The sequence below is a fragment of the Acinetobacter sp. YH12027 genome, from assembly GCF_013420085.1.
Classification (GTDB): Bacteria; Pseudomonadota; Gammaproteobacteria; order Pseudomonadales; family Moraxellaceae; genus Acinetobacter; species Acinetobacter amyesii.
Map to the genome: position 1 here is coordinate 78,473 of NZ_VOYW01000013.1, position 22,859 is coordinate 101,331.

General features: G+C 39.8%; 22 protein-coding genes, 2 pseudogenes and 1 riboswitch. Of the genes and pseudogenes, 15 read left to right on the top strand and 9 right to left on the bottom strand.

Going from position 1 to position 22,859, the window contains the following annotated elements; all coding sequences use genetic code 11:
- Nucleotides 1–43: 43 nt before the first annotated feature.
- The 6 genes from FTT94_RS06375 (at nucleotide 44) to FTT94_RS06400 (ending at nucleotide 5,933) form a co-directional block, all read left to right on the top strand.
- Nucleotides 44–679, top strand: a complete 636-nt coding sequence (locus FTT94_RS06375) for a CDP-alcohol phosphatidyltransferase family protein (RefSeq protein WP_168378667.1) — start codon at nucleotides 44–46, stop codon at nucleotides 677–679.
- A 47-nt stretch (nucleotides 680–726) separates the two neighbouring features.
- A complete protein-coding gene (locus FTT94_RS06380) occupies nucleotides 727–2,481 on the top strand; it encodes a bifunctional alpha/beta hydrolase/class I SAM-dependent methyltransferase (RefSeq protein WP_180170439.1) in 1,755 nt (584 codons plus the stop codon).
- 18 nt (nucleotides 2,482–2,499) lie between these two features.
- Nucleotides 2,500–3,852 carry a phosphatase PAP2/dual specificity phosphatase family protein gene (locus FTT94_RS06385; protein ID WP_180060116.1) on the top strand — a complete coding sequence of 451 codons (1,353 nt, stop codon included), beginning with the start codon at nucleotides 2,500–2,502 and terminating at the stop codon, nucleotides 3,850–3,852.
- Nucleotides 3,849–4,277, top strand: a complete 429-nt coding sequence (locus FTT94_RS06390) for a hypothetical protein (protein ID WP_180003781.1) — start codon at nucleotides 3,849–3,851, stop codon at nucleotides 4,275–4,277. The genes FTT94_RS06385 and FTT94_RS06390 overlap by 4 nt, the downstream gene beginning before the upstream one ends.
- Before the next feature lie 61 nt (nucleotides 4,278–4,338).
- A complete protein-coding gene (locus FTT94_RS06395) occupies nucleotides 4,339–4,989 on the top strand; it encodes a 1-acyl-sn-glycerol-3-phosphate acyltransferase (RefSeq protein ID WP_180170440.1) in 651 nt (216 codons plus the stop codon).
- Nucleotides 4,989–5,933 carry a phosphatidate cytidylyltransferase gene (locus tag FTT94_RS06400; RefSeq protein ID WP_180089943.1) on the top strand — a complete coding sequence of 315 codons (945 nt, stop codon included), beginning with the start codon at nucleotides 4,989–4,991 and terminating at the stop codon, nucleotides 5,931–5,933. Before FTT94_RS06395 ends, FTT94_RS06400 begins: the two co-directional genes overlap by 1 nt.
- Nucleotides 5,934–6,043: 110 nt before the next feature.
- On the opposite strand, the gene FTT94_RS06405 is transcribed toward FTT94_RS06400, so the two are convergent.
- Nucleotides 6,044–7,249, bottom strand: a complete 1,206-nt coding sequence (locus tag FTT94_RS06405) for an alkane 1-monooxygenase (protein ID WP_180170441.1) — start codon at nucleotides 7,247–7,249, stop codon at nucleotides 6,044–6,046.
- Between the two features lie 181 nt (nucleotides 7,250–7,430).
- Between FTT94_RS06405 and FTT94_RS06410 the strand changes: the two genes are divergently transcribed.
- Entirely contained in the window at nucleotides 7,431–8,381 is a 951-nt protein-coding gene (locus FTT94_RS06410) for an AraC family transcriptional regulator (RefSeq protein ID WP_180170442.1), read from the top strand.
- Between the two features lie 370 nt (nucleotides 8,382–8,751).
- Here FTT94_RS06410 and lpxB read toward each other — a convergent pair whose 3' ends face one another.
- From lpxB to FTT94_RS16825, 3 genes and pseudogenes are all read right to left on the bottom strand, one after another.
- Nucleotides 8,752–9,924, bottom strand: coding sequence for a lipid-A-disaccharide synthase (gene lpxB, locus FTT94_RS06415; protein ID WP_180170443.1), 1,173 nt, complete (start codon nucleotides 9,922–9,924; stop codon nucleotides 8,752–8,754).
- A 106-nt stretch (nucleotides 9,925–10,030) separates the two neighbouring features.
- Nucleotides 10,031–10,450 carry a GlxA family transcriptional regulator gene (locus tag FTT94_RS16820; protein ID WP_306670671.1) on the bottom strand — a complete coding sequence of 140 codons (420 nt, stop codon included), beginning with the start codon at nucleotides 10,448–10,450 and terminating at the stop codon, nucleotides 10,031–10,033.
- A gap of 57 nt (nucleotides 10,451–10,507) precedes the next feature.
- Nucleotides 10,508–10,888, bottom strand: a pseudogene (locus FTT94_RS16825) (DJ-1/PfpI family protein); the annotation flags it as partial.
- 247 nt (nucleotides 10,889–11,135) lie between these two features.
- Between FTT94_RS16825 and FTT94_RS16830 the strand changes: the two are divergent.
- From FTT94_RS16830 to FTT94_RS06440, 4 genes and pseudogenes are all read left to right on the top strand, one after another.
- Nucleotides 11,136–12,016 (top strand): annotated as a pseudogene (locus FTT94_RS16830) (MBL fold metallo-hydrolase).
- A gap of 488 nt (nucleotides 12,017–12,504) precedes the next feature.
- Entirely contained in the window at nucleotides 12,505–13,401 is an 897-nt protein-coding gene (locus tag FTT94_RS06430; RefSeq protein ID WP_078193863.1) for a sulfite exporter TauE/SafE family protein, read from the top strand.
- A 127-nt stretch (nucleotides 13,402–13,528) separates the two neighbouring features.
- Nucleotides 13,529–14,620, top strand: a complete 1,092-nt coding sequence (locus FTT94_RS06435; protein WP_143221612.1) for a 3-deoxy-7-phosphoheptulonate synthase — start codon at nucleotides 13,529–13,531, stop codon at nucleotides 14,618–14,620.
- Between the two features lie 57 nt (nucleotides 14,621–14,677).
- Nucleotides 14,678–15,202, top strand: a complete 525-nt coding sequence (locus FTT94_RS06440) for a protein tyrosine phosphatase family protein (RefSeq protein ID WP_180003786.1) — start codon at nucleotides 14,678–14,680, stop codon at nucleotides 15,200–15,202.
- On the opposite strand, the gene ispF is transcribed toward FTT94_RS06440, so the two are convergent.
- Nucleotides 15,190–15,678 carry a 2-C-methyl-D-erythritol 2,4-cyclodiphosphate synthase gene (gene ispF, locus FTT94_RS06445; protein WP_078193864.1) on the bottom strand — a complete coding sequence of 163 codons (489 nt, stop codon included), beginning with the start codon at nucleotides 15,676–15,678 and terminating at the stop codon, nucleotides 15,190–15,192. The genes FTT94_RS06440 and ispF overlap by 13 nt on opposite strands.
- A gap of 100 nt (nucleotides 15,679–15,778) precedes the next feature.
- On the opposite strand from ispF, the gene FTT94_RS06450 reads away from it, so the two are divergent.
- The gene (locus tag FTT94_RS06450) at nucleotides 15,779–16,429 is read left to right on the top strand and encodes a hypothetical protein (protein ID WP_180003787.1); all 651 of its coding nucleotides are present in this window, start codon (nucleotides 15,779–15,781) and stop codon (nucleotides 16,427–16,429) included.
- A 76-nt stretch (nucleotides 16,430–16,505) separates the two neighbouring features.
- Here the strand turns inward: FTT94_RS06450 and FTT94_RS06455 are convergent, their stop codons facing one another.
- Nucleotides 16,506–17,747 carry a D-amino acid dehydrogenase gene (locus tag FTT94_RS06455; protein ID WP_180162737.1) on the bottom strand — a complete coding sequence of 414 codons (1,242 nt, stop codon included), beginning with the start codon at nucleotides 17,745–17,747 and terminating at the stop codon, nucleotides 16,506–16,508.
- 134 nt (nucleotides 17,748–17,881) lie between these two features.
- Nucleotides 17,882–17,972: riboswitch (glycine riboswitch) on the bottom strand.
- Nucleotides 17,973–18,189: 217 nt separating this feature from the next.
- Here FTT94_RS06455 and FTT94_RS06460 point away from each other — a divergent pair.
- The 3 genes from FTT94_RS06460 to FTT94_RS16645 all read left to right on the top strand — a co-directional run bounded on the left by FTT94_RS06460 (nucleotide 18,190) and on the right by FTT94_RS16645 (nucleotide 19,666).
- Complete coding sequence (locus FTT94_RS06460; protein WP_257231260.1) at nucleotides 18,190–18,963, top strand: hypothetical protein; 774 nt, start codon at nucleotides 18,190–18,192, stop codon at nucleotides 18,961–18,963.
- 175 nt (nucleotides 18,964–19,138) lie between these two features.
- The gene (locus tag FTT94_RS16640) at nucleotides 19,139–19,342 is read left to right on the top strand and encodes a hypothetical protein (RefSeq protein WP_252725826.1); all 204 of its coding nucleotides are present in this window, start codon (nucleotides 19,139–19,141) and stop codon (nucleotides 19,340–19,342) included.
- A gap of 60 nt (nucleotides 19,343–19,402) precedes the next feature.
- A complete protein-coding gene (locus tag FTT94_RS16645) occupies nucleotides 19,403–19,666 on the top strand; it encodes a hypothetical protein (protein WP_257231261.1) in 264 nt (87 codons plus the stop codon).
- A gap of 102 nt (nucleotides 19,667–19,768) precedes the next feature.
- On the opposite strand, the gene FTT94_RS06470 is transcribed toward FTT94_RS16645, so the two are convergent.
- The 3 genes from FTT94_RS06470 to prmB all read right to left on the bottom strand — a co-directional run bounded on the left by FTT94_RS06470 (nucleotide 19,769) and on the right by prmB (nucleotide 22,812).
- Nucleotides 19,769–20,284: a GNAT family N-acetyltransferase gene (locus FTT94_RS06470; RefSeq protein ID WP_180005575.1), complete on the bottom strand. Its 516-nt coding sequence runs from the start codon at nucleotides 20,282–20,284 to the stop codon at nucleotides 19,769–19,771.
- Between the two features lie 409 nt (nucleotides 20,285–20,693).
- Nucleotides 20,694–21,788 (bottom strand): chorismate synthase, encoded by a 1,095-nt coding sequence (gene aroC / locus FTT94_RS06475; protein ID WP_180155866.1) that lies wholly within the window; start codon nucleotides 21,786–21,788, stop codon nucleotides 20,694–20,696.
- A 13-nt stretch (nucleotides 21,789–21,801) separates the two neighbouring features.
- Nucleotides 21,802–22,812, bottom strand: a complete 1,011-nt coding sequence (gene prmB / locus FTT94_RS06480) for a 50S ribosomal protein L3 N(5)-glutamine methyltransferase (protein WP_078193871.1) — start codon at nucleotides 22,810–22,812, stop codon at nucleotides 21,802–21,804.
- Between the last annotated feature and the right edge of the window lie 47 nt (nucleotides 22,813–22,859).

The following is a 22,859-nucleotide window of genomic DNA, read 5'->3' on the forward strand; positions in this document are numbered from 1 at the left end:
AATCGTATAAAATTCATGCAAATCATACCGCTATAACAATAATATGCCTTCGATCTACCAGCTTAAGCCTGCATTTCAAAACCTGCTTCGACCTTTGGTTAAATCACTTCATCATCTTGGTATTACAGCAAATCAAGTAACACTACTGGCAATGTTCATTTCGCTAGCTGTGGCATTTTTTATTTATATCTATTTTTCTCACAACGGTATTGGCATTTTACTGTTGATTTTCCCCGTGTGGATGCTTATTCGAATGGGCTTCAATGCCATAGATGGCATGCTGGCACGTGAGTTCAACCAACAATCCAAACTCGGTGCTTTTTATAATGAATTATGTGATGTGATTTCCGACTCAGCACTCTATTTTAGTTTAATTTGTTTTGCTTTTATTCAAGCTGAATTACTTATTTTAACCTGTTTTCTCGCCATACTTGCCGAATATACCGGTGTGATGGCGCCATTAGTGGGGCAAGAACGTCGTTACGATGGTCCAATGGGAAAAAGTGACCGCGCTTTTGTATTTAGCATCATCTGCGTCATCATCGTGACCTCTTCTATATTGAATGTTGGCTTAAATACATTGTCTCTTATCTGCAATAGTATTTTGATTATTACCATCTTTTTATTATTTATTACGATTTATAACCGCATTAAAAATAGCATTATCAACCCACAATAAATTTCAGTTTAGATCGTCAGTCGATTCATTATTTTGAGAACAACACAATGTATAACAATACTCAGCATACCTTTACGAGCCATGATGGAACATCCTTGTTTTATCAACATTGGGAAAATAGCAGTTTAAAAAGCAACCGTAAGAAAAAAGCGGTGATCTTATTTCATCGTGGCCATGAACATTCGGGACGAATGGCGCATTTGGTCAATGAATTGAATTTGCCTGATTTTGATTTTTTCGCTTGGGATGCGCGAGGTCACGGTAATACTCCTGGTGAACGAGGAGATGCACCGAGCTTTTCTGCATGCGTTCAAGACATTCAATATTTTGTTCAGCATATAGAACAAAATTACCAAATTCGATCAGAAAATATAGCAATTGTAGCTCAAAGCGTTGGCGCTGTTTTAGCCGCGACATGGGTGCATGATTATGCCCCTAAAATTCGTGCTTTATGCCTTGCCTCGCCTGCATTTGACATCAAACTCTATGTGCCTTTTGCAAAACCCGGCTTAACACTCCTCAACAAATTCGCTGGCAACTTTTTTATTAATAGTTATGTCAAAGCCAAAATGCTGACGCACGATACTGCACGTGCGCAAAGTTATGACACAGACCCGCAGATCGCTCGGGCCATATCAGTCCGGATGCTGCTGGGTCTATATGCAGCGTCAGATCGAATCGTTAAAGATGCACAAAATATTTTTGTTCCTACACAGATTTTATGTTCAGGATCTGACTTCGTGGTGCATCAAAAACCACAATTGGCGTTTTATCAAAAACTCCCTCATCCAATGAAGGAATTTCACGTCTTAGACGGTTTTTATCATGATACTTTGGGTGAAAAACATCGCAAAATCGCCACAGATAAAATCCATCGCTTTATTCAACAATGTTTTAAACAACCCTATTCCGCACCTAAACTTTTAGATGCCGATAAAATTGGCCCGAGCTGTGCTGTTGCAGAAACCTTAAGTTCAACGCTTCCAAAACACTCTTTAAAACATGCATTTTGGAGCTTAACCAAACAAAATCTTAAAATTGGTAGTCTCTTTTCTAAAGGTTTAAAAATTGGTGAAGATACAGGATACGACTCTGGCAGCACCTTAGATTTTGTCTACAGAGATCAATCAGAAAGCCAAAATGCTCTCGGTAAAATCATCGATCGACAATATTTAAATGCGATTGGTTGGCGTGGCATTCGCCTTAGAAAACAAAATATTGAAGCGCTATTAACGAAATATGCTTCTAAGTTACATGATGACCAACACGCGGTACGGATTATGGATATTGCTGCAGGCCATGGCCGATATATTTTAGATGCTGTACAAAAACTGCCTGAGCAGCCTGAATCCATCCTGCTTAGAGACTATAGCTCGATCAATGTACAAGCGGGTCAAGCAATGATTGAGCAAAGAGGTTTAAGCCAGATTGCCAATTTTGTAGAAGCGGATGCCTTTGATGCCACTTCATTAGCCAGTGTTGAACCTAAACCCACTCTAGCCGTGGTCTCAGGTTTATACGAATTATTTAGTGATAATGATTTACTCAGACAGTCCTTATCCGGCTTATGTCAGGCCATTGAGAAAGATGGGTATCTCATCTACACAGGTCAAATTTGGCATCCGCAACAAGAGTTTATTGCCCGTGCTCTGACCTCACATCGCCATGGAGATGCATGGGTGATGCGTTTACGCTCACAAGCAGAAATGGATGCATTAGTTGAGCAAGCTGGTTTCAAAAAAATCGATCAAGTTATTGATGAGTTTGGTATTTTCACCGTTTCCGTTGCACAAAAAATTTAAGCTTGGACGGTCAATCTTATGCATAAACTGGATACTGAAAAAGGAACTTGGAAATACGGCCTACTGTGTTTGGCATTTCTGGCACCTTTTTTCTTCTTAAGTTATGGTTTTGCCAACCAATACGCTGCGGGTTTAGCGTCTGTACCTGTTATCGTCTTTGAATGGGAAAAATATATTCCACTTTGGCCATGGAGTATTGTGCCTTATTGGTCGATTGATCTGTTCTATGGTTTGTCTTTATTACTTTGTTGGAATAAGTTTGAATTAAAACAACATGTCCTGCGACTATTTTCAGCACAAATCCTTTCAATCAGCTGCTTTTTAATTTTCCCGCTACGTTTTAGCTTTGAACGCCCCGAACTCACAGGTTTTTTCGGCCTATGGTTTGATGTCTTGATGGGCTTTGATAAACCCTTCAATCAAGCACCTTCCCTGCACATTGTACTACTGGTGATACTTTGGGATTTTTACCGTCGGCATAGCACAGGCAAGCTGAAATATCTGGTAGATGGTTGGTCCTTTTTGATCGGTCTCTCGGTTCTAACCACTTGGCAGCACCATTTTATAGATATCCCAACGGGTTTATTGGTCGGTGCCTTATGTTTATGGCTATTCCCGATGGCTGGCTCTGCGCCATGGGCTAAAAATATACAGAGTCGGCTAAGCTTAAAGCACATTAAAATCGGCATCCTTTATCTGTTTGCTGCCTTATTTTGTAGCGCAATCGCACATGCAAAAGGTTGGTGGCTTTGGCTGCTCTATCCTGCAAGCAGTCTGCTTTTAGTTGCGTTTGCATATTTATTCAATCGACCCCATTTTTTTCAAAAACTCAGTCATGGTGATATGACCATTGCTGCAAAAATATTGTTTGCGCCTTACTTTGTATTTGCTTGGATCAATAGCCGAATCTGGACTTATCGCCATCCTGAAGATTCTAAAATCATCAAAATCAATCAGAGTTATATTTATTTAGGTCGCTATCCGTCCAAACACGTCATGCAGCAATATGATGCTTTACTCGATTGTTGCGCAGAATTACCCACTTATCCAAAATGCTCCTATGCTCAAAACTTGAGTTTAGACCTAATTCCTTTACAGGCCAATCAGCTACATAATGCTGTAGAGTCTTTAGAACTATTCTTGAAATCTAATAACAATGATGAAGCACAAAACATCTTGGTCTTCTGTGCTTTGGGATATTCACGAAGTAGTGCTGTAGTTGCCGCATTATTATTGAAACAACATCCTGAATATTCAGTCGAAGATGTTTTACGGATTATTCGCCATAACCATCCTTGGGTTGTGCTTAAAACACCGCAAATAAAACATTTAAATACTTATCGTTTAAAACTTAAAGGACTTGCACCATGAATTTACAACTTGTGGTGCTATCAAAGTTGTTACAATCCACCACTGGATTGCTCATTTCAGCTTATGTAGCAGCGATCCTCACGCTCTGGCTCATTATCCAGTTTGGTAATGTGATGCTATTCGATTTGCTATATTTATTAATTTGTCTAGTTTTGCTCGGAATACAACATTATTTAAGCCTGAGAATCAAATTTGATTCGGCACTTTTAGCCACTGTCGCTGAATACAGCCAAACTCAAAACCTTGAACAAACCACCAAGGAGCTGGACTTAAGTTTAATCAACTTAAAATTAATGCCTGCAAATAAATGTGGTCGCGCATGGGAGCTGCGTGAATTAGGTTGTCTGGCTTTATTTAAATGGCAGATCTTTGTGCTTTGCTTGCAATACATCGCATTCCTCTGCATATTTTTACTGTATAAATAATTCACAATAATTTGAAGCTATGCCAACTCCATTAGACACTTCAAGGAATGCTCACTCACCAATGAAAGGTAATTTTTTAAGCCGTTCAATTGCTCGCTATATTGCCTTTCTCACTCGTCGTGGTGCGCGGCTGCTCACGGGCGCGCGGAGTCTATGGGTCGGGTGTAAACCTGTAATGAAGCAGCGTATTTATTATGCAAATCATAATAGCCATATCGACTTTATTTTGCTTTGGTCATCACTACCGACAGATCTCAGACGAAAGACGCGTCCTGTAGCGGCTTCGGATTATTGGCTAAAAGATGGCTTTCGACGTTTTCTCATTCAAGACACGTTTACTGGCGTCACTATTCAGCGAAATCGAGAGCAAAATCAAGATCCATTAGAACCGATCAAAACCGTATTAGCACAAGGTGACTCGATTATTTTCTTTCCTGAAGGCACTCGGAATTTAAATGATGACGTTGAATTATTAGAGTTTAAAAGCGGTTTATTCCATCTCAAAAATCAATTTCCTGATGTTGAAATTGTACCGGTGTGGATCTCAAATTTAAAACGTGTCATGCCTAAAGGTGCGCTAATACCATTGCCATTATTATCTACCGTTATTTTTGGTAAGCCTTTAGAAGTTCATAATGAACACAGTAAATCCGCGTTTTTAAACTACGCTCAGGAAGAATTACTCAAATTAAAAGCATTGGAGTATCAATAATGGAATTCACCAATGCGCAAATGACTTATGTATTGTTTGGTATCTTTGCGATTATTTTGATTATTGCCTCAACCATTGGCTCAATACTAAAATTTAAAGCGGGTTATGCACCTGCACCGGTCATCGACAATTTAAATGCGCGGATCAATGCATGGTGGGTTATGTTGTTGGTACTTGGTGTAGCAATTTCATTAGGCAAAATTGCCTTTGTGATCCTGTTTGCGTTGATTTCACTCTTTGCTTTACGTGAATTTATTAGCTTGCTCCCAACCCGTCGCGGTGATTATCTTCCTTTGCTGATCGCTTTTTATTTTGTCATTCCTTACCAGTATTACTTGGTGTATATCGATTGGTATGGGCTATATTCTATTTTTATTCCGCTGTATGTGTTTCTTCTTATCCCTATCGCTACACTCAAAGCTGAAGATACCACGCGATTTTTGGAGCGTAGCTCAAAAATTCAATGGGGACTGATGATCAGCGTATTCTGTATTTCGCATGTACCTGCGCTATTAAATCTTAAACTTCCCGGATTTGAAGGTGAAAAAATTTGGCTAGCGATCTGGCTGATCATGGTGGTACAAGCCTCCGATGTCTTGCAATATATCTGTGGCAAGCTATTTGGAAAACACAAAGTCGCACCAATACTTTCACCATCTAAGACCGTTGAGGGTTTAATCGGAGGCATTGCTTTAGCCACTGCACTAGGTGTTGCTATGTCATGGCTTACACCCTTTAGCTATCTACAGGCTGCATGTATTGGTTTTATTGTTTGTATATTCGGTTTCTTTGGTGGTCTTGTCATGTCAGCCATTAAACGCGATCGTGGTGTAAAAGATTGGGGACAACTTATCCAAGGCCATGGTGGCATGCTCGACCGAATTGATTCCATCTGCTTTTCAGCACCGATTTTTTTCCACATTTTGCGCTATTGGTGGTCTTAAAAAGAGACTCCATTTACAACAATCATTTTTAGATTTTGAAATTTTAAAATTAAGCACAATAAAAAATCCCAAGCAAACAAGCTTGGGATTCTTCTCATTATGTTTTCAATTTAAACGTCTGAAACCGCAAACTTTTTAAAAAGTCTTGCGCGACGTTTAGGATGAATATTGGCTTTAGTTAAATCACCTTGATAGTGATCATAGACACGTTTATCCATCATTTTAAACCAAATAGAGGGTACTAAAGCAGGAATTAGCATAGTGGCATAGCCGCTAGGCAACTCTGGCGCTTCATCAAAATGTCTTAATGCCTGAAAAGGGCGAGTTGGATAAGCATGATGGTCTGAATGTCGCTGTAATTGATACAAAAATAGATTGGTCACAATATTATTGTTATTCCAACTATGTTCAGGCATGGTTCGCGCATAACTTCCATCCGCTTTTTGCTCACGCTTCAGGCCATAATGTTCAATATAATTAATAATTTCAAAAAGGCTGATTCCATAAAAAGCCTGTGTAACTAAATACGGTGTCACGCCTTTACCAAACATTTTCAGCATCGCGGCATGAAAACCTGCACTCATCGCCCAACCATGAAACAGTTCATTGTCCTTCGAAAAGAAACTTAAACCTTTACGTTTTAAGCGTTGTTTCTCAATCTGCACCGCCGATTTAATTCCACCAAATACCGTGCGTGGCCAAAACTCATAAAAGGTTTCTCCCATTTTTGAAGATGCAGGATCTTCAGGAGTTGCCGCACGTTTATGGTGTCCATAAGGATGTTCTATGCGGAAATGGCTATAACCCAAAGGTGCGAGCGTCGCATGTGCCCAGTAATGGTCTTTTTTATGTGGTCGATGGCAGAGTTCATGTGCTGTATTTACGCCAACACCATTGATTGCACCCATCGAAATCCCTAGTAGAACTTGATCTAATAATGAAACATCTTTACGGGTAACCACATAGCCAGCAAAAGCATTCGCTGCCATTTGCAGTGGAATAAATAATTTGACGATACGATCATAATAAGGATCATTCACTAAAACTTTGATGTCATCATCTGTCGGGTTATTGGCATCATCACCGATCAGTGCATCTAGTGCAGGAATAATGACATGCAGTAGAAGCGGCCCGCCCATGGCAAATAGTTTTTTTGTCGGTTTGGGACCAAAATGATAACCCGCCAAAATCCCCATACCAATGACTGGTAAACCTGGACTCAATAGCCAACCATAACGTTTTTTATCTAAAACACTACCGATTTTGCTTTCTAACTGAGCGAGCTGCTGTTCATTTAATTTTACTGGTGCATTCATGCGCTAGACTTCCCTAATTACTTCTTCTGTGTTTATATTCGTAAAATATGGGCAGCCAGAACAGTTTTAAGCGTCCAAAAAAACTATGTGATCGTCTTTGGCATTTAAGGATAAATGTTGACCTTTAAGCACATAGTGACCATCTATAAATACAAAATTAATATGAGTAAATATTTGAAATATGGATGCTTTAAGTAAAATTTTTGATGATATTCATCTCCACCGATCTGAATATATTTATTTGAGATCAAAGCATCCTTGGGCTTTTCATTTTCAAGATCTTAACGCCATGGTTGCGTATGTAGTGATTCAAGGTCAGTGTGTTGTGCATATAGATCAAGAGCAGGTTTTGCTTGAAACCGGCGATCTTTGCCTTATTCCCTCAGGGCAAAACCACCACTGCAAATCTATACAATCTGATGTCTTGGTCAAATCAGTGAACATCACACCACTGTTTCAAGAGCAACGAAATAAAACCATTGATTTAAATTCTGCCGAATCTCATGAAGCAGAAGAATTATTTGTACTAGCGATCCGTGGGCATGTCGACAGCATTATGGCAAAGCCCTTAGTGAATGCACTCCCCACGCTGTTACATACACCACATATCATGAGCAGTACCGCACCGGAATGGTTGCAAATTGGCTTACATTTTCTGGCCGTTGAAGCGCATCAGATCCGTCCAGGCCGCGACAAAATTTTGGATCATTTGGTGAGTATTTTATTTATCGAATGTGTGCGTGATTATATTGCAGCCTTGTCAGATTCAAGCAGTTGGTTGCATGCCTTGAGTCATCCTGAATTATCCAACGCTTTGGCCGCGATTCATGAACAACCGCAGCATGCTTGGACCGTCGAAAGTTTGGCAGAACAATGTTGTATGTCGCGTTCTAAATTTGCCAGTTTATTCACTCAAATGCTCGGTGAATCACCACTCGCCTATTTGCAGCAACATCGTTTGCGACTGGCAACACAGCACTTACAAATGGGGCAACTCACTATTCAGCAAATTGCCCATCGTATCGGTTACTCATCTGAAACGGCATTTAGCCAAACTTTTAAAAAGTTTTATGATCTAACACCGAGCCAGTATCGACAGCAGCATCAACTCGCAAAAACTGAGTCACCTTAGAGGTTTATTTAACTGACGTTACGCACATAAAAGTAATTTTGCATTTTTAAAATGATTTTTAATTTTATTCGACGGAGTCTTACATCTAGGGATTGAATAAAGGGATTAGCCTTCGGCTGGAGGTACTCTTACGAAACGTTGTTTCTCATTCGGCAAAATGAGAAGCGAAGCTTCGCAAGGAAACCATCTTACGGTGCAATGCACCTCACCGACAAAACTCGTTCACTAGCGTCAAATTACTCAAAGTATCGCAAAAACTTTTTTGATTAGAAGTAGTCCTGCGTCGAACAGTTGCGGATGACGTTACCGTGTATCATACTTTTATTTAAATTAAATTACGCTCCTGATGTTACTGCGTAACATCAGTTATTTAATTTAAAAGCTTTAAAATCGCTTCCACAGGGTTTTCACTATTGCCTGAAAGCAGTTGTTTATGCATGGTGATGTGCTGCATCACTTGAATTTGCGATGTTTCAACATCCATCAAGCTTTCAATTTCTGCTGCTAATTTTTCAGGTGTTGCATCATGTTGGATGAGTTCCTGAATCACCTTTTTGCCCGCAATAATATTTGGCAATGAATAATACGGAATTTTGATCAGCAATTTCACCACATGGTAGGTCAGCCAATTTAACTTATAAAAGGTCACCATTGGGCGGTGTAAAAGCATCGCTTCTAAAGTCGCTGTACCAGATGCTAAAGCGACAATATTGGATGCGTTCATCACCTGACGGCCAATTTTAGATTCAGTATCGGTGTTTTCCATCAAACGAACTTTGGTTTGTAATGTTTCAGAGTACTGCTTGAGCAACAATTCAATTTGCTGTTTACGTGCATCATTGATTGCAGGAATCAGAAAAACATAATCCGGATGCTGCTCCGTCAAAATCTGTGCGGCAGACAGCACCAAAGGCCCCAAGCGCTCAATTTCCCCGCGACGGCTGCCCGGAAGTAATGCAATGTGCTTTTGATGCTCATCTAAGCCTAACTCGTGTTTAGCCGCAACGAGTGGATTATCTAAAGGCAACTGACTTGCCAATGGGTGTCCGACAAATGCAGCCGGAACTTGCCATTTTTGGAAAAACGCTTTTTCAAATGGAAATAAGCAAAGGACTAAATCAATACTTGCTTTAATGCCATGTACACGCCCTTGACGCCACGCCCACACTGAAGGGCTAACATATTGTACTGTTTTAATTGGTAGCTGTTTTTGCTTTAAGCTCTTAGATAAACGCAAATTAAAATCCGGCGCATCAATCCCCACAAAAACATCGACAGGATTTTCAGTCCATTTTTCAACCAGACCATCGCGTACAGCAAAGAGTTTTTTAATATCTTTTAAGACCTCAACAATCCCCATTACCGATAAAATATCCATCGGATAATAGCTATTAAAACCTTCTGCAATCATTTGCGGACCGCCGATGCCTTCAAATTCCGCATCAATCCCTTGCTCTCGAAAACTGCGGATAAGCTTGGCGCCTAATGTATCCCCGGATACTTCCCCAACCACGATGCCAATTTTCAGTTTCCGATTTTGCAAAAGTCTGTCCTTTTAACTCAATGTTCTTTAGCTATAGATTCTATACGAGTCCTTCACAAAGTTAATAGATTTCCAAAAAAAAGCTGCACGTCTTTAATTCAACATTTTAGGAATATTCATCACTGCTATTTAGCTGCTGATTAAAATTTTTCCGCCAATGGTTCGGATTTCTACCGTATTTATTCTTAAACAATTTACGAAATAGCACTGCGGTATTAAAACCTGCGCTTTCCGCAATTTTATCAATCGAATAATCTGTCACTTCAAGCAATTCAGCCGCATATCGCAGTCTTTCATTGTTTAACCAAGTGACAATAGGTAGTCCTGTCGCATGTTTAAAATGTCTGGTCAGTGTCCTTCTACTCATATTGGAATAATCGGCAAGTTCTTCAATAGTGTGCGGTTTCGACAGGTTATGCCGTAAATAATCGAGTAAACGATTGATCTCCGTATCGTAAGTCATCGTAGAAATTGGCTGCTCAATAAATTGCGCCTGTCCGCCTTCACGATGGGTTGGAATTACCATCAATCTCGATATTTTATTGGCAATTTTTGCCCCGTAGATTTCCCCGACAATGTATAAACAACAATCTAAAGCAGCCCCCGTACCTGCGGAAGTAATGAGGCCTGTATCTTCAATATATAAAGCATCTTTATCTAAGTTCACACATGGAAATTTTTGCTTAAAATCGGCACTGCCAGCCCAATGTGTCGTGACCTGTTTGTGGTCAAGTAACCCAGCATACGCTAATGGATATGCACCATAGCAAAGGCCTGCAATCTTAATTTCTTTTTCATGTACCTTTTGTAAGGCTGTCATCAGCTCAAGTTCTGGCTTTTGATGGATATCATCCCAGCCCGGAATAATTACAAGGTCAGCATCAAGCATCCGCTCTAAGCCACCATCAGCCTGAATCATGACCGCCTTTTCAGTACGGACGGGCATTCCATCAACCGAAAACGTCGTTACTTCAAATAATTTCTATCCCTCTATTTCAATATTGAATATGGTTTGCGGGACTGAAAAATGAAACAGCGGAATATATGGATATATAAACAACGCAATTTTAGGTATAGACATCACGCGGCTATTCATAAATAAATCCATTATAACATTTGGCCTAATAGTTTCTATTTATGTCTTTGAGGACAATATATTTAAAGTGCTTATTTCCCAATAATAAAGTTATCTTTTTATACGAATGCTTTTTATGAAAACATTTTTAGGTTATACGGTTCTAGCGACTGCTTTGATTATCAGCTCTGCTACGGCATCGGCAAATCAAGACCAAGTCCGTGATATTTCTAAAATCACTCAAGTTCAAGAAATACGTAATGCGACGGTCAAAATCAGCTATGCAGACACGACCTTTTTAATAGACCCGATGTTTGCACCCAAAGGATTCTATGAAGGGTTTCCACATACATATCGGAGTTATTTACGTAATCCATTGGTGGATTTACCGCTTAAAGCCGAAACCATTTTGGCGAATATCGATGCCGTGATCATTACCCATACTCATCTCGACCATTGGGATGATGCTGCGTAAGCAGCGATCCCTAAAACACTGCCGATCTTTGTCCAAAACAGTCAAGATCAAAAGACTATCCAATCCCAAGGCTTTAAAGATGTACGTGTATTAACGCAGACCACATTTGAAGGCGTGAAGTTAACCAAAACCGGTGGACAACACGGTACGGATGCCATGTATCGAGTCCCTGAACTAAAAAAAGCTTGGGTGAAGCCATGGGGATCATTTTTGAAGCCTCAGGACATGAAACCATTTATTTGGCGGGTGACACGATTTGGCGCCCTGAAGTGGAGCAAGCCATTCAAAGCTCCCAACCTGATGTGATTATTTTGAATACAGGCAATGCCTTAGTCGCTGGGTTTAAAGAATCCATTATTATGGGCAAAGAAGACACCTTACGTGCTGTACAACAGGCGCCAAAAGCTAAAATTATTGCTGTACATATGGACGCCATAAACCACATGTCGTTAACGCGTGAACAACTGGCAGCCTATGTAAAAGCCCAAAATATTCAGGATAAAGTGTTGATTCCTTTAGATGGCGAAACTTTATCTTTTTAACTGATGTTACTCAGTAACACCAGAAGTGCAATTTGATTCAAATAAAAGGACGATACGCGGTAACGTCATCCGCAAGTGTTTGAGACAGGACTACGTCTAATCAAAAATGTTTTTGCGATACTTTGAATAAGTAGACGCGAGTGAACGAGTTTTGCGGTGAGGAGCATTGCTCCGCAAGATTGTTTCCTTACGAAGCATGCTTCTCATTTTGCCAAATGAGAAACAACGTTTCGTAAGAGTACCTCCAGCCGAAGGCTAATCCCTTTATTTAAACCCTAGATGCAAGACTCCGTCGAATAGGCTTAAAAATCATTCTAAAAATGCAAAATTACTTTTACGTGCGTAACATCAGTTATATAAAATCCATTAATTTCCAAATTAAAATCATTCTTTATCTATTTTTTTCACAAGCAAATCACTAATCGAGACAACGACTTATATCAATTAGTCATAAGATATGCACGTTTTTTGATATTTGGCATTCAGCGATGGTCGGTCCTTTAGAGTTCATTCTGGCAGGTGTAATTGTAGGTTTCTGCGTAGGTATTACCGGTGTTGGCGGTGGTTCACTGATGACCCCGATCCTGATCAGCCTGTATAAAATTGAACCCCATATTGCGATTGGCACAGACTTACTATATGCCGCAATTTCAAAATTTTGTGGTTCTTTAGTTCATGCACGTAAAATGAATATCGTATGGACCATTGTTATTTGGCTTGCTGTCGGCAGTATCCCTGCGTCTTTTGCGACCCATTGGGTCCTTGAAAACTATCTGAGCCAATCGACACATTACAAAACCGTATTAACCATGTTTTTGGGTTTTATGCTGACGATTACTGGGATCTCAATTATTTTCCGTGGTCATATTGAAAAATTCTTTAATAAATTTCGAAAAACTGATCAGTTAGATGATATGAGTGCGGATCTTGAACGTATCAATTTCCAAGCAAAAAATAAGCGTGCATATATCATCATTATGGGGATTATTTTAGGCGTATTCGTTACCCTATCGTCTGTTGGTGCAGGTGCCTTCGGTATTATGGCTTTGGTACTTATGTTCCCGAACTTACCGATGATTCGTATTATTGGTTCTGACGTCGTACATGCCGTGCTTCTTACACTGGTTGCAGGCTTGGGTCATATGAGCTCAGGTAATGTCGATTTTCATTTATTGGGTTGGTTATTGGTGGGTTCTATTCCTGCAATTGTGGTCGGAACTTTAATCAGCTCACGTTTACCTGAAAAAGTCATTCGTAAAGTCTTAGGCATTACCTTGTTTGTTTTAGGCATGAATTTCATCATTAATCCAGTAAAATCAAAACCTGTCGAAAAACCAACAACTGCAATGTTGATCGCACCGACAGTGAATAGTCAGCAGGTTTAAATTAACTGCCCGATTCATCACTTTTTTTTCAGAGACTTATTGATCTTTTTTATAACATTTGAATGCTATATTCATGTTATATTCGGCTCACGAAACAACCTTTTGTATAATCAAACCAGTGACGGCAATGAATACTTTACAGTCAAATTCTATTACCCAAAACGACATTGATGACGTGAATGTAAAAAGCATTCAGCCTCTTGTTACTCCTGCAGAACTAAAAAAAGAGCTACCTCTGACTGAAACTGCCTATCAAACAGTCCTTAAGGGCCGTGAAACTGTACGTAATATTTTAGATGGAAATGACAAACGTCTTTTTGTTGTCATTGGTCCATGTTCAATTCACGACACAGTCGCTGCACATGATTATGCTGACCGTTTAAAAGTTTTAAGCGACAAAATCCAAGATACGATCTATGTCGTGATGCGAGTGTATTTTGAAAAACCACGTACCACTGTGGGTTGGAAAGGTCTAATTAATGACCCAGACATGAACGACTCTTTCAACATCGAAAAAGGCTTACGTATTGGTCGTAAACTTTTACTTGAATTGAATGAAAAAGGTTTGCCTTGTGCAACTGAAGCGCTCGATCCAAACTCACCACAGTACTACCAAGATCTTATTTCTTGGTCAGCGATTGGTGCGCGTACCACTGAAAGCCAAACACATCGTGAAATGTCTTCTGGCCTTTCTTCACCTGTGGGCTTTAAAAATGGTACAGATGGCGGTTTAACCGTTGCGACCAATGCCATGCAATCTGTTAAACATGGTCATAGCTTCTTGGGCTTAAGCGACCAAGGTCAAGTTTCAGTTATTCGTACCAGTGGTAACCCTTATGCACACGTTGTACTTCGTGGCGGTAACGGTAAACCAAACTACGACGCAGGTTCTGTTGCAGATGCCGAAGCGGCATTAGCCAAAGCAAAAGTTAGTGGCAAAATCATGATTGATACCAGTCATGCAAACTCAAACAAAGACCCGTACCTACAACCCCTTGTTCTGAAAAATATTACTGAACAAATCCTTGACGGAAACAAGTCAATCGTGGGTATTATGGTAGAAAGTCACTTAAAAGGTGGTCGTCAGGATATTCCTGCCAACCTCTGTGACCTCGAATATGGTAAATCAGTGACTGATGGCTGTATCGATTGGGATACGACTGAAAAAGTCTTGTTAGAGATGCATGAAGCACTTAAAGACGTGTTACCGACACGCTAAGTGAATGAAAAACGCCATCTTCGAGATGGCGTTTTACTTTGAAGGATTATTTGTCAGATGAATGAAATCGAAAATGCGTTAAGTCACATTGAAAACTTCCAATATATACATGAACACTTATTAACGTCAGGACAACCATCTCCTTCTGAGCTTCAAACGATCAAAGAATATGGTGTTTCAACAGTTATCAATTTAGCATTGACTGATGCATCCAATCATATCGAGCATGAAGACCGCATTTGCCTAGATCTAGGCCTGAACTATATCCAAGTTCCAATCTCTTGGGATACCCCTTCAGATGATCAATGCCTATTAGTACTTGATATGATTGACCATTTGGTTCAAGGTCAAACGGTTTGGCTACACTGTGCGAAAAACTTCCGTGTCAGCAGTTTGATGTATTTATATCGTCAATACTATATGGATGTTGATATGCCAAAGGCTCAAGAATTTATGCATCAAATTTGGGAACCTAATGAAACATGGACAGGTTTAATCCATGCGGTTGCCTTACAACTTCAAGGCCGTAAAGCAACTCAAGATTTACAACATGCGCTGATCCATCCAGATCATTTTGCGTGAGAAATCAGTACAGTTGCGGTAGAAAGAATTCCTTCTTGGCGACCAGTAAACCCTAATTTTTCGGTGGTGGTCGCTTTGATGCTAATTTGTGTAACTTCAACATCCATAACATTTGCGATACTTTGACGCATTTCTAAATTATGTTTTGCTAGTTTAGGGCGCTCACAAGCCACGGTAATATCAGCATTATTAAGTACATATCCACGATCTAAAATCATTTGGTAGACGTGTTTTAAAAGTACTCGACTATCGGCACCTTTAAATTTTGGATCTGTATCTGGAAAATGCTGACCAATATCTCCAAGTGCCAAAGCTCCTAATAATGCATCACAAAGCGCATGCAATACCACATCACCATCTGAATGTGCTTTGAGTCCATGTGTGTGTGGAATTTGAACACCAGCAAGCGTTACAAAATCACCTTCTTCAAATGCATGCACATCCATGCCCTGACCGATACGAATTTGAGCTATCATGCTTGAGTTCCTTGAGAAAATAATGATTGAAATCTTGTATTCACGCTTTCTATTTCGCTATAGTGTGGGCAAGCGCAACATAGTGAAAGTATAAGCGATCATGCTGTTGAAAACTGAAATAAATATCATCAAAAAATTCGGACTGGTTCTGCTAATAGGTTCTGGCCTAGCGACGTTTACGCATGCAGAAAAGATAGACTGTGATCATGCCAATACTCATGCAAAAAAAAATTACTGTTCTAACGGTTTTGAAGAACAACGTGAAAAGCTAGATGGGCTTTTTTTAACAGCGCAGTTGATTACCGATGCCCCAATACGCTTGCTGATAGATACGCAAAAATTATGGTACAGCCGAGTTCAGCAATGCAAAAACTTGGAGTGTTTTAAACAACAATTCGAGCTTCGCTATGAAGATTTGAATATTTATACCTCAATGAACCAAAGTTTAACGCAGCATTATCTTAAATTTGAAAATGGCCATTTTGCGACATCACCTGTACATTTAAAAGTGCATCAACTGGGCAAAGACAGCATCAAAATCGAAGGCATTGCCTATCGTAATCCGAACAATCGAGTTGAAACACAAACCATTCCATTTTTAGCTTACACAACACCCGAACAAAAAAATCAAATCACCGATAATGAACACGACTGCAAATATCAGTTCAATTACAGTAAGGCCTTACTCTCAGTAAAAACCGAACAAAAAGGCTGTGAACGTTTTGCAGGGATTTATCGTTTATATGATTAAGATCAAATTCGAATGACTTAGAAAAATACAAAAAAGCCTCAACATTGAGGCTTTTTTGATGTCTACAATATGTCAGTTAAATCGGATGTGTTTGCTGCACTTGCTGGCTGATCATTGCAGCTGTTGCCGCAGATAAAGTCCATCCAAGGTGACCATGCCCTGTATTATAGAAAATATGATCTCGCTTACCTGCATGCACTACTGGCATCATATTGGGCATCATTGGTCGTAAACCCGCCCACGGCACCACATGTTCTGTTGATAGATTAAAGTTGCGATTCGACCAATCAATTAAAGGCTGAATGCGATCGGCACGAATATCTCGGTTATAGCCATTAAACTCTGCCGTACCTGCAACACGGAGTCGATTTGCACCTAAGCGTGAAGTCACAATTTTGGCACTTTCATCCAACAGACTTACCCAAGGCGCATTGGCCTGACTTTGTTCATCATTTAAATTAATGGTGATTGAATATCCTTTGACTGGATAGACATTTACGCGGTCACCGAGTTTATGTGCAAGTTCATAACTACCTACACCACCACAGACCACCACAGCATCTGCTTCAAGTATGGTATCAGCATCAGGATGTTCCATATTTTCATCACTGGCTTTTAACTGAACATTGACACCTTTTGCATGATGTTCAAAGTCAGTCACCTCAAAACCCCACATATATTTCACATCAAAGCGCTCTGTTGCTTTAGCAAGCTGCGTGGTAAATTTGTGGATGTCGCCCGTGGCATCCCCTGGGCAATAAAAACCACCATAGTATTCACCTGTCAGACTAGGCTCAATATCACGGATTTCAGCTAATGTCACAGGATGACGCTCTAAGCCACCCTCACAGAGCATATTATTAACTTGAGTCGCCACCTCATAATCATGTTGATTATGAAAGAAATGTAAAATGCCGCGTTTTTCTAAATCAAACTGCAAGTTTTCATGCTCAGCAATTTCAAATAAACGCTGACGTGCCATCAATGCGAGACGGACGGTCTCGTGAGTATTTTCACGATAATCTTTAATATGTCCCATAAACTCAAAGAGCCATGAATATTTGTGTAGATTAAAACTTGGATTTAATAATAATGGCGCGGTTTTTTGTGACATCCATTTAATGCCTTTCACCACCGTTGCTTTTTGGTTCCAGACTTCAGCATTACACGCTGATAATTGTCCACCATTGGCAAACGACGTTTCCATCGCAGGATAAAGATGTTTATCGACCACAGTGACACGATAACCGAGTAATCCGAGTTCGTAAGCTGTCGTTACCCCAGTAATACCTGCACCAATCACAACAATATGACACATATAGGCTCCTTGGAAATTACATTTCCTATGCTCGCCCCATCTGTCATTGGTACCTGAGAGCTTTGGTTCCTTGCGAAGCAATGTGAACCTTCCCCTTCGGTGAGTAGGTCTAGCCTACTTCTCTCCAGATTTTTTATATGATTACAGTCCTTTTGCCTGAGAGTTTCCTGGGGGAACTTGTTCCTTCGGCGAGCACAATCTGTGCTTCTCTCCTGCAATCATCCATTCGTTTTTATTCGGCATTCATCTTGGTATTGCCTTAGTTAGATATGAGCAATATTTGTACCAAATCTCAAGTCCTATTTGGGTCAATATTGTTAAATATTATTTTTATATCGATTTAAGTTGTTAGGCTAAGTATTTCGACTCAATTTTTTCTACACCTAAATACTTCATCTTTAAAATATTAAATGAAATTTACATCTAGAAAGATTGAAGTTTTATGTCCAAGTCTATGCTTTTCTCTCGCTTTGCATCTGTGATCCAAACACATTCTATTGAAGAATTAACCCAAAGTGATTTACTCCTACTTAAGACTCTGGGACCTATTCAAAGTTTTTATGCACCATTCGAGGCCATAAATCATGATGCAAAAGTGGTCATCGTCGGCATCTGCCCAGGCCAACAACAATGGCGTAATGCATTAATTGCAGCGAAGGACGGCGTAGAGCAGCAATTATCTGAGGAAAACATACTTAAACTTGCCAAGAATAGTGGTGCTTTTAGTGGTCCTATTCGTAAAAATTTAACTCAACTGCTAGATCATATTGGATTACAGAATCAATTAGGCATACAGACCACTGCAGAGCTATTTAGCAATCATCAAGATATGGTGCAAATGTGTTCGGTTTTACAGCAATGTATTTTGGTCAATGGAAAAAATTATGCAGGCTCAACGCCCGCAATGTTGAAAAATGAATTATTAAAACAACATATTGATGATTATTTTATTCCTATGATTCAACAGCTTCCGAACGCAATTTATATTCCGCTAGGCAAAGGTGTAGATGAGGTTTTAAATTATGTAAGCAGCTTAGGCTATTTAAATGATCAGCAGATTTTAGCAGGACTTCCCCATCCATCGGGTGCGAATGCTGAACGGATCAAATATTTTTTAGGCGAAAAACCACGTGACCAATTGTCTCGACAAACCAATCCCGAGCAGATTGATAGCGCAAAATCACAGATCTTACTTAAGTTATCTAAATTTCAATGAAATAAGATTTACATCACTTAATAATATTTTTTATTTGAATATCGACCACTTATATCAAAGCAGTGCTCAAACAAAACTAGAAAAGTGTGATGTATTTTACTTTTTTGTTTTTTCTGTGTGAATATGCGCCAAAATAAATATTGCTTATAAAAATAACGCTAACATGGAAAAACACATGAAAAATTATTTAGTTCTAGGATTTACACTCCTACTACTCACAGGTTGTATTACCGTACCTAAAAATAAACCTGAAACCAAAACATTAAAGCTGAATGGTGTGAATACCGTTGAAAACAGTAACGTAATCCAACGAACCATTACTCGAGGTCAATTACTGTGTGAAACTGGACAAAAATGTCCTGAACTTGCAATTGATTAGCAAAAGAATAAAGGTGAGTATGCACTTTCACTGCATTCTTATGATCAACAGCAGCTTGATATGAATGAAATATCTTTTGTGATCGACGGCAAAGTATTGTCTTATCCTGCAATAGGTCAAACAAATTATCGTCGCTTAGATAATTCAAATGTGATTGATTCTTCTAATACCGTGATGATCCCAGATGCTGTACTTAAAAAATTTCGGGACGCAAAAAATATTGCTGTGATTATGAATACCAACCAAGGTGAAATCGCACACTATATGCTAAAAAACCAAAAATCTTCAGATGCCTATCGTCTATTTTTACGTGCTTACTCTTAAGCCCAAATAGTCTAAAATCAAAATCCCAAAAGTTAGTGTATGTTTTTTGGGGATTTTTTATTCATCTCGCTTTATAAATTGATCAAATGCATCACATGGTCTTTATTTTATTCGTTTAATTAATTGTTTAATTGTCAGTTCACAAATCGGTTGACCTACCTCTAGATGAAGAGGATAGGCTTGATTTTCATCTGTAAGCTTATAGCCACGTCGTTGATAATATTTTATTAATTCTAAACGCCGATCAATCACATACATCACAAATTCTTCAACATTGGGTTCAATCAACATCGCTTGCTGTTCTGCAAATTGCAATAATTTTTTTCCTAAGCCCTGAGCTTGCTCATTTGGATGAATTGCAAAATGACCAATTTCACAGCTCTTCCCCTGCATTTGAATACCAATACACCCCATGATCTGCGCATGTACCGACTCAATCACATATAAATGAAAATCCCTTTTTTGTAAGAGTTGACTGAGTTGAGACACATTTATTCGATTTCCTCGAACAATATGATGTTCTGTCGTCCAACTCTTGGGATGATTTTCCCGATAGGCTGTATTCATTAAGCTTTCAAGCTGCTGAATATCACCAAGTAAAGCATTTCGTATATTCATATTTTTTTGCTATTTATTTTCATAGGCCTAGTTTACCGAAATAAAAAAACCAGACAATTGTCTGGTTTTTTTATGCAATTTTCTCATCAGTGTGACTTGCTAAAGCTATTCACCAACCGCGTTCGGAACAAAGCAGCGCTTTGTTATTTATCCACTGTGACTCGCTAAACGCGACTCACCAACCGCGTTCGGAACAAAGCAACGCTTTGTTATTTATACACTGTGACTTGCTAAAGCTATTCACTAACCGCGTTCGGAACAAAGCAACGCTTTGTTATTTATCCACTGTGACTCGCTAACGCTATTCACTAACCGCGTTCGGAACAAAGCAACGCTTTGTTATTTATCTACTGTGACTCGCTAACGCTACTCACCAACCGCGTTCGGAACAAAGCAGCGCTTTGTTTCCTCACTTGGGTTCAATTGGGGCAAATGGTGCGACTACATCCGCATTTTGTGCACGGTTACGCATGAAGTGATCCATGAGCACAATTGCCAACATCGCCTCTGCAATTGGTGTCGCACGAACACCGACACAAGGATCATGGCGACCTTTGGTCAACACATCTGTATCTTCACGATTAATCGTAATGGTTTTACCCGGCGTAGTAATGGAAGCTGTTGGTTTCAAGGCGATCGCAACACGAATGTCCTGACCACTCGAAATACCACCCAAAATGCCGCCAGCATGGTTTGCCAAGAAACCATCCGTAGTTAATTCATCACGGGTTTCATGACCAAACTGCTCAGCAACGCCAAAGCCATCACCAATTTCAACACCTTTTACAGCGTTGATGGACATCATAGCATGTGCAATATCTGCATCTAAACGATCAAATACAGGCTCGCCCCAACCAACTGGAACTTGTGTCGCAATAATTTCCAGTTTGGCGCCACAGCTCGTTCCTTGTTCACGAAGTGACGTTACGAGAGCTTCAAAACGTGGGACGGCATCTGCATCACCACAGAAAAATGGGTTATTCGGAACTTCAGTCCAGTCCAATTTCTCTGCTTTTTCGGTACCAATTTGGGTTACATGACCACGAATTTCGATGCCAAATTTCTCAAACAAGTATTTTTTAGCAATAGCACCCGCAGCAACACGCATCGCAGTTTCACGAGCACTCGAGCGACCACCACCACGATAATCACGGAAACCATACTTATGTGTATACGTATAGTCTGCATGACCCGGACGGAAGGTTTGCGCGATGTTGCCATAATCTTTTGATTTTTGATCTGTGTTACGGATCAATAGACCAATCGATGTACCGGTCGTTTTGCCTTCAAATACGCCTGAAATAATTTCAACTTCATCGGGTTCTTTACGCTGAGTCGCAAACTTAGATGTGCCCGGCTTACGACGATCCAGATCCTTTTGCAAATCGGCTTCAGTCAGTTCAATACCCGGTGGAACCCCATCGACAATGGCCATCAGACCAACGCCATGAGATTCACCACAAGTCGTTACACGGAAGAGTTGCCCTATACTATTACCTGCCATGTCAAACGACTCCTTATGCTTGAACAGATTGAATGAATAAATCTCGGTATTCGCGGCATTGAGCAGCAGTCAATGCAAAGATACCTGTACCGCCTTTTTGGAACTGTAACCAATAAAAATCAACGGTATTGAAGTTTTGACGCATTGCCCATTCTGAGTTACCCACTTCGATCACAATTAAGCCATCTTCAGTCAGGTAATCTGCAGCTTGTGCCAACATTTTACGTACAAGATCCAAACCATCTTGACCCGCAGCAAGCGCCATTTCAGGTTCATGGTGGAATTCTTCTGGTAAATCTGCCATGTCTTCAGCATCCACATACGGTGGATTCGACACGATTAAATCATATTGATTTTCTGCTGGAATTTTGGCGAATAAATCAGACTCGAGTAATGCCACTTGATATTGTTTATTGTGGTGTTCACAGTTAATTTGTGCCACTTCAAGTGCATCTTTAGATAAATCTGTTGCATCAACTTCAGCGTCTGGGAATGCATAAGCTAAGGCAATCGCGATACAACCCGAACCCGTACACATATCTAAAATGCGCTGAGGAGTTTTTGGATTGGCATTTTCAGGTAGGTTATTAACCGCAGCACCCATTTCGCCATTTTCACCTAAGCAATACGGCGCAAAACGGTTTTCAATCAATTCTGCAATTGGAGAACGTGGAATCAGTACACGTTCATCGACATAAAATGGCTTACCAAAGAAATACGACAAGTTAAGTAAATAAGACGTCGGAACTTTTTCATTAATACGACGTTCTAACAATGCTAAAAATTCTGCAACTTCACTTGGCAATAATTTCGCATCTAAGATTTCCGCATCTGCATTCCAATCTAGAGATAACGTTTGTAAAACCAATGCTGAGCTTTCAGCAAAATAGTCTTCTGTACCTTGTCCTAAGTGGGCATCATATTGACGTAAAGCTGTTACCCCAAAGCGGATATAATCACGAATTGTAGATAGGTTTTCAGCTGCTTCCTGTAAATGTTCAGGGCTAATAGTCGGTCGATCCACTTAAGGCGTCTCCAGTTCATAATTTTTTAAACACCCTATGATACCTT